This window comes from Rhodococcus sp. EPR-147 (genome assembly GCF_001647185.1).
Taxonomy (GTDB): Bacteria; Actinomycetota; Actinomycetes; order Mycobacteriales; family Mycobacteriaceae; genus Rhodococcoides.
In genome coordinates this window covers 1-6,586 of record NZ_LVCU01000527.1, presented here as the reverse complement: position 1 = coordinate 6,586, position 6,586 = coordinate 1, and the positions used below count along the sequence as shown (strand labels likewise).

7 protein-coding genes, 1 tRNA gene and 1 pseudogene are annotated in these 6,586 nt (G+C 65.3%); 7 read left to right on the top strand and 2 right to left on the bottom strand.

Annotation, left to right across the window (positions count from 1 at the left end; all coding sequences use genetic code 11):
• A partial coding sequence (locus A2J02_RS22975; RefSeq protein ID WP_156516352.1) for a penicillin-binding transpeptidase domain-containing protein occupies positions 1-1,410 on the top strand: 1,410 nt, incomplete at its 5' end.
• A gap of 63 nt (positions 1,411-1,473) precedes the next feature.
• On the opposite strand, the gene A2J02_RS22970 is transcribed toward A2J02_RS22975, so the two are convergent.
• A complete protein-coding gene (locus A2J02_RS22970) occupies positions 1,474-1,938 on the bottom strand; it encodes a GatB/YqeY domain-containing protein (protein WP_068054074.1) in 465 nt (154 codons plus the stop codon).
• A gap of 206 nt (positions 1,939-2,144) precedes the next feature.
• Here A2J02_RS22970 and A2J02_RS22965 point away from each other — a divergent pair, with 206 nt between their 5' ends.
• From A2J02_RS22965 to A2J02_RS22940, 6 genes are all read left to right on the top strand, one after another.
• On the top strand, positions 2,145-3,083 hold the full coding sequence (locus tag A2J02_RS22965; protein WP_231893981.1) for a metallophosphoesterase: 939 nt from the start codon (positions 2,145-2,147) through the stop codon (positions 3,081-3,083).
• 17 nt (positions 3,084-3,100) lie between these two features.
• Positions 3,101-3,174: transfer RNA gene (locus tag A2J02_RS22960), tRNA-Pro, on the top strand.
• 117 nt (positions 3,175-3,291) lie between these two features.
• Entirely contained in the window at positions 3,292-3,717 is a 426-nt protein-coding gene (locus tag A2J02_RS22955; RefSeq protein ID WP_068054078.1) for an SRPBCC family protein, read from the top strand.
• Between the two features lie 92 nt (positions 3,718-3,809).
• Entirely contained in the window at positions 3,810-4,712 is a 903-nt protein-coding gene (locus A2J02_RS22950) for an ABC transporter ATP-binding protein (RefSeq protein WP_068054072.1), read from the top strand.
• Positions 4,709-5,455 carry an ABC transporter permease gene (locus tag A2J02_RS22945; RefSeq protein ID WP_068054071.1) on the top strand — a complete coding sequence of 249 codons (747 nt, stop codon included), beginning with the start codon at positions 4,709-4,711 and terminating at the stop codon, positions 5,453-5,455. The genes A2J02_RS22950 and A2J02_RS22945 overlap by 4 nt, the downstream gene beginning before the upstream one ends.
• A complete protein-coding gene (locus A2J02_RS22940) occupies positions 5,452-6,207 on the top strand; it encodes an ABC transporter permease (RefSeq protein ID WP_068054070.1) in 756 nt (251 codons plus the stop codon). The genes A2J02_RS22945 and A2J02_RS22940 overlap by 4 nt, the downstream gene beginning before the upstream one ends.
• Before the next feature lie 53 nt (positions 6,208-6,260).
• On the opposite strand, the pseudogene A2J02_RS22935 reads toward A2J02_RS22940, so the two are convergent.
• Positions 6,261-6,586 (bottom strand): annotated as a pseudogene (locus A2J02_RS22935) (LLM class F420-dependent oxidoreductase); the annotation flags it as partial.

Sequence of the window (6,586 nt, the reverse complement as noted above, 5' to 3'; positions counted from 1 at the left end):
ACGACGCTCGACCCCGCGGTACAGAACTCCACCAAGGCCGCTCTGGTGGAGAACACCAGTCCGAACCTCGACGGCGTCGCCACCGTCATGAACGTCGTCGCGCCGGGCCAGGACCAGCACCGAGTTCTCGCCATGGGCAGCAGCCGCACCTACGGCCTCAATGCCGACGACGACGAGACGGTGCAGCCACAGCCGCACTCGCTGGTCGGCAACGGTGCGGGCTCGATCTTCAAGATCTTCACCACCGCCGCGGCGATGGAGCGCGGACTGGGAACCAGCGCGACGCTGCAGGTGCCCAGGCGCGTCGAGGTCAAGGGCGTCGGCGACGGCGGTGCACGGAACTGCCCGGCAGCGACCTACTGCGTCGAGAACGCGGGCAACTACCCGGCGTCGCTGTCCATCACCGACGCGTTGGCGCAGTCCCCCAACACCGCCTTCGTCAAGCTGATCGAGTCGGTCGGCGTCACCCCGACCGTCGACATGGCCGTTCGCCTGGGCCTGCGGTCGTACAACGACCCCGGCTCGTCGGGCACCGACCAGTCCATGGCCGATTTCCAGAAGGATCAGAATCTCGGCTCGTTCACCCTCGGACCGACCTGGGTGAACCCGCTGGAGCTGTCCAACGTGGCTGCCACCTTGGCCTCGGGTGGCATGTGGTGCCCGCCCACCCCCATCGACTCGATCTTCGACCGCGACGGTAAGCCCGTTCCGGTTGCTCACCAGGCGTGTGAGCAGGTCGTCGAGCCCGGACTGGCGAACACCCTCGCCAATGCCATGAGCAAGGACGATCAGCCGGGCGGCACATCCGCCGCAGCGGCCGGCTCCGCCGGCTGGACCCTGCCGATGGCAGGCAAGACCGGCACCACCGAGTCGAACAGGTCGTCCGGCTTCCTCGGGTTCACCAACAACTACGCCGCCGCCGTGTACACGTACGGCGACTCACCGACGCCGAGCGAGATCTGCTCGTTCCCGCTGCGGCCATGCAGCTCGGGCAACCTGTACGGCGGTAACGAGCCGGCTCGAACGTGGTTCGACGCCATGACACCGATTGCCACCAACTTCGGACCCGTCGCGTTGCCACCCGTCGACCAGAAGTACGTCCGCGGCTCGGCCAACGGCCAGGTACCCGACGTGACCGGCCAGAGCCAGTCGTCGGCGACATCGACTCTGCAGGGCGCAGGCTTCCAGGTGACGGTGGCCACCACGGCCGACCAGGCGGCTCGCGGCACCGTGGTGTCGACGTCCCCGTCGGGTTCGGCGGTCCCCGGATCGAACATCACGATCTACGTCAGTGACGGTTCGGTTCGACCTGCTCCGGCTCCGGCACCCGCGCTGCCGAACATCCAGATCCCGGACCTACCGCCGGGCATCCAGATTCCGGCGATCCCTGGGATCACGGCACCTCGCTGAGCGGCTCCGCCGCATGTGAGTGGAACCTCGTAGTCCACTACGAGGTTCCACTCACATCGATTGTCACAGGCGGTCTTTGACAGCCTTCGACAGTCGCGATCCGTCGGCCTTGCCTGCGGCGAGTCCCGACGCGATCTTCATGACCTGACCCATCTGCTTCATCGCCGGTCGCTCCCCGAGGTCTTCGGCGACCTGGGCGATCGCGGTGTCGACGATGTTCGCCAATTCCTCGTCGGTCAAGGGCGTGGGCAGGTACTCGTCGATGATCTGCGCTTCGGCGCGCTCGTTCGCAGCGAGTTCGCCGCGGCCGTTCTGCGTGTAGATCACGGCCGATTCGCCGCGCTTCTTCGCTTCCTTGGCAAGCACTTTGAGAACGTCGTCGTCGGTCAGATCGTGGGCCTCCTTGCCGGAGACCTCCTCGGTCTGGATGGCGGCGAGAATCATGCGCAGCGTTGCCAGGCGAAGCTTGTCCTTCGCCTTCATCGCTGCGGTGAGGTCGGTTCGGAGGCGGGCCTTGAGTTCGGACATGGCGGAAACGCTACGCGGCGCAGTCCTCGGCTCGCACGTCCATATCCGGTTGCTGCCGTATCGTGGATGAGGTGTCCGCACAATTCAGTCCCTCGTTTCTCAGCACGTCGACGCAACTGCGCAGTGCCTCCACACAACTGCGCAGTGCCTCCTCGCAACTGCGCTCCGCCGCAGAGCAGGCGCGCGACGCCGTCAGAGCAGCACCGTTGAAGAGTTCCGTGATCGGAACGGCGGGCGCGGCGGCGTTGGGTCTCGGATACGCCACACTCATCGAACGCAATGCGTTCACGCTGCGTGAGACGTCGATGGCGGTGCTCGAGCCGGGTTCGGCGACGCTGCGCGTACTCCACATCAGCGACCTGCACATGATGCCCGGACAGCGGATGAAGCAGAACTGGTTGCGTGAACTGGACCGCCTCGAACCCGATCTGGTCGTCAACACCGGAGACAATCTCTCGCACCAGCGCGCCGTGCCCAGCGTCGTGCAGGCGTTGGGGCCGCTGCTGGCTCGGCCTGGCCTGTTCGTGTTCGGTAGCAACGACTACTTCGCGCCCAAGCCGAAGAACCCGTTCAAGTACTTCGACAAGAACCACAAGCGCACCACCGGCGACTCGTTGCCGTGGCGCGACCTGCGGGCCGCGTTCTCCGAGCGGGGCTGGCTCGACGTGACGCATGTGCGTCGCGAGCTCGAGGTGGCCGGGGTACGGATCGCGTCGGCGGGCGTCGACGACCCACATCTGAAGCGCGACCGCTACGACACCATCGCGGGCCAGCCCAATCCGCTCGCAGACCTGCGCCTGGGCATCACGCACTCCCCGGAGCCGCGAGTGCTGGACAAGTTCGCTCAGGACGGTTACGACCTCGTCCTCGCCGGGCACACCCACGGCGGCCAGCTGTGCCTTCCGTTCTACGGCGCGCTGGTGACGAACTGTGAGATCGATCGTTCGCGGGTCAAGGGCCCGTCCAAGTGGGGCGCGCACACCCAGCTGCACGTCTCGGCAGGCATCGGAACGTCGCCGTACGCGCCTGCGCGGTTCTGCTGCCGCCCCGAGGCCACCCTGATCACGCTGACTCCGGCCCCGAGAACGGGTCCGAAAAACGTCTCCGACGAGGGCGTTTCGCGTTCCGAGGCAGTCGTGAGTTAGACTTCTCCAGCGGTACACGGGGTGTGGCGCAGCTTGGTAGCGCGCTTCGTTCGGGACGAAGAGGTCGTGGGTTCGAATCCCGCCACCCCGACAGTTGGACCACGAAGAGGGACCCATTCGATTCGATCGAATGGGTCCTTTTTTTCACGCGGTGGACGGCTACTGTGAGTCGACTCTGTCGACCCCGAGCGAACGGATCTCACGACCCATGCCGACCCCCACCCGCGTACACGTCAAGCACCGGTTCGTCTCTCCCCCCGAGGTCGTCTTCGCGGCGTTGTCGGAGCACGAGAACCTCGGCCCGCTCTTCATGGCGAAGATCGGCCGCGTTCGGGACGGTGACACCTCCCGCAACGGCGTCGGGTCGACGCGCAGCCTGAAGCTGGGTCCGCTTCCTGCGTTCGAGGAAACCACGATCACCTCCGAGCCCCATTCGCTGATCGAGTACCGCATCACCAAGGGCGGCCCGCTACGCGGCCACTGGGGCGTGCAGAAGTTCACCCCCACCGCCGACGGCGGCACCGAGCTCGACTACACGATCGGATTCGATGCACCCGTCCCCGGCCTCGCCGCGATCGTCGGTAAAGCACTGACGTCGAGCATCTCGAAGAATCTGTCGACCCTGGCTCCGTAGCGCCGCCACCCGGCGGCAAGTCATACCCGAGTAGGACACCGGACATACTCGGGACCGACGATTCTCGCCGCCGAATGCGGGACCGTCGAGGCATGGACATCGTCAGAACTCACAGCCTCGGCAAGCGCTACGACACCCATACCGTCGTCGACGACGTGAACCTTCGCATTCCTGAGGGCTGCGTCTACGGCTTTCTCGGTCCGAACGGATCGGGCAAATCGACGACCATGAAAATGTTGCTGTCCCTGATCCGACCGACCTCCGGCGAGGTGGAGATCCTCGGGAAGCCGATGAATCACGAGACCCGCCGCGGAGTGCTCTCGCACATCGGTTCACTCATCGAAGCTCCACCCGGATACGGCCATCTCACGGGTGCGGAAAACCTTCGCATCGTGCAACGCTCGCTCGGATTGCACGCCGAACAGATCGACCGGGCGGTGGCCACCGTCCGGCTGCAGGAGCACCTCGACAAGAAGGTGAAGAACTACTCACTGGGGATGAAACAGCGCCTGGGCATCGCGATGGCGCTCGCGCGCGAACCACGACTTCTGATCCTGGACGAGCCCACCAACGGCTTGGACCCGGCAGGCATCGAAGAGATCCGCGGCCTGCTCCGCCATCTCGCCGAACACGGCGTGACAGTGATGGTCTCGAGCCATCTACTCGGCGAGATCGACAAGACGGCGAACATGCTGGGGATCCTGAGCCAGGGGCGCTTGATCTTCCAAGGCACCCGCGACGAGCTGTTCGCCGCCGCCACTCCGGATGTACTCATCGACGTCATCGATCCAACTTGTGCGCATTCTGTTCTGCAACAGCGCATTTCGGTCGAGATCGAGGATCACACGCTGAGACTGTCCGGCATCGACGATCGAGGTGCCGCACAGGTGGTGGCAGAACTCGTCGGCGCGAACGCAGGCGTCTACGGCGTTCGGCGCGACGATCAGTCGCTCGAAGACGTATTCATGAATTTGACGAAGGGTGGCCGATTGTGACGACCGTACGCAACGAGTTCGCCAAACTCAGGCACCTGCACATCGGCGCGATCGCCGCTGTGTCGGTCGCCGCAATCGTCGGCTTGACCTTCGTCGGCGCTCTCACCGCAACAGCGTCGAAGGATTCGACCATGGTCTCCTGGGCACTGCCACTGGCCGGGCTGTCCCTTGCCATCCCCGTCGCATCCCCGCTGCTGCTCGCCGTGATAGCCAGCCGCACCATGGAAGTCGAGCACCAATCCAACGGCTGGCTGCTGAACCGGACCAATGGAGCCGACCGCGGAGCCCTCGTGCGCGCGAAGCTCGTCTCGACGGGCCTCGTCGTTGCCGGCGCGACGGTGGCGGCCAGTGCTGGCAGTGTGTTTCTGGGAACCGTCATCGGAGTGACCCAACCCTTGCCTGCCGCCCTGTGGTTGGGCTATACGGCGGCGGCGGTGACGATCAACCTCGTGATACTCGCTGTGCACCTGCTGATCTCAGCGCGTGTGGACAACCAACTGGTCGCGCTGGGAATCGGCATCGTGGGTACCGTCATCGCGATCTGCGCCTCCGGATTTCCCTCCTGGGCAGCACACCTGACGCCGTGGGGCTACTACTCCTTGGCGTCTGCCGCCGACTACCGAGGCGAACAGGTGGTGACGCTGAACCCGTCCTACGCCAGCATCGCAGCCCTCGCAGTTGTCGGGGCAGTGTCGTTCTGGCTCACGACCGTTCGACTCGATCGACAGGAGGTACGAGCATGAATGCGTTCTCGGCCGAAATGATCAAGCTCAGGCGCTCGCAGGCATGGGCGGTCGTCGTTCTCCTTCCGCTGATCATCGCGGGGGTCGGAACGTTCAACACGATCGCGTCGGGCGCAGAATTGGCAGAGGGATGGCGCACATTGTGGTTGCGCACAGTCGTGTTCTGGGGCCTGTTCCCACTCGCACTCGGAGTTGCGGTACTGGCATCACTGGTTTGGAAATCCGAACACCGAGGCGGGAATTGGAATGCCCTGATGAGTGGGCCGGTTCCGTCGGCGCGCATCGTGATCGCCAAGACCGCGGTGGTGGCAACACTGACCGCGGCCATGAACATCGTCATGCTGGCAGCCGTCGTTGTTCTCGGCAAGGTGGTCTTCTCGCTCGACGGAACGCTCCCCTCCGAGCTCCTCGCGACCGGTGCGCTGATAGTGGTGGGGTCACTACCGGTCGCGGCACTGCACTCCGCTCTGTCGATGGCTGTCAGGTCGTTCGCGGTGCCGATTGCCATCGCTCTCGTCGGGGCCGGTATGTCGGTGTTCCTCCTCACCGCCGAGGTGACCGGGGCGATCTTCGTGCTGCCCTATGCCCTGGCCACTCGCGCAACCCAGTTGACCTCCGGAACTTTCGGTGACTCGGGTTCGCCGACCACCGGAGCCGCACTCTCGGTCCTGACGGCCACGGCGCTGCTCACTGTCTCGGTTGTCGCATCGGCCGGCAGGGCGCTCGACCGCAAGGACATTCACGTCCAGTGACAGCTCGAGGCCCCGATCGGATGCTCTCGATCGGGGCCTCGTGGAACGTCGGGTCAGCTGGACGCAGCGCGCAGTTTCTCCAACAGCGGGCCGGCAGCCTCGGCGAGGAAGCGCTCCTGGGTCTCGTCGCCCACCTGCACGAGTGCGATGTCGGTGTAGCCGGCCTCCCAGTACGGCTTCACGGCCTCGACGATGGCGTCCAGGTCCGGTCCACACGGAATCGTGTCGGCCACATCCTCTTTGCGGACGAACTTGGTGGCTCCGGCGAAACCTGCCGTCGTCGGCAGATCGGCGTTGACGGCCCAGCCACCGGCGAACCAGCGGAAGCGATCGTGCGCGCGATCGACGGCCGCGTCCTTGTCCGGATCCCAGGAGATCG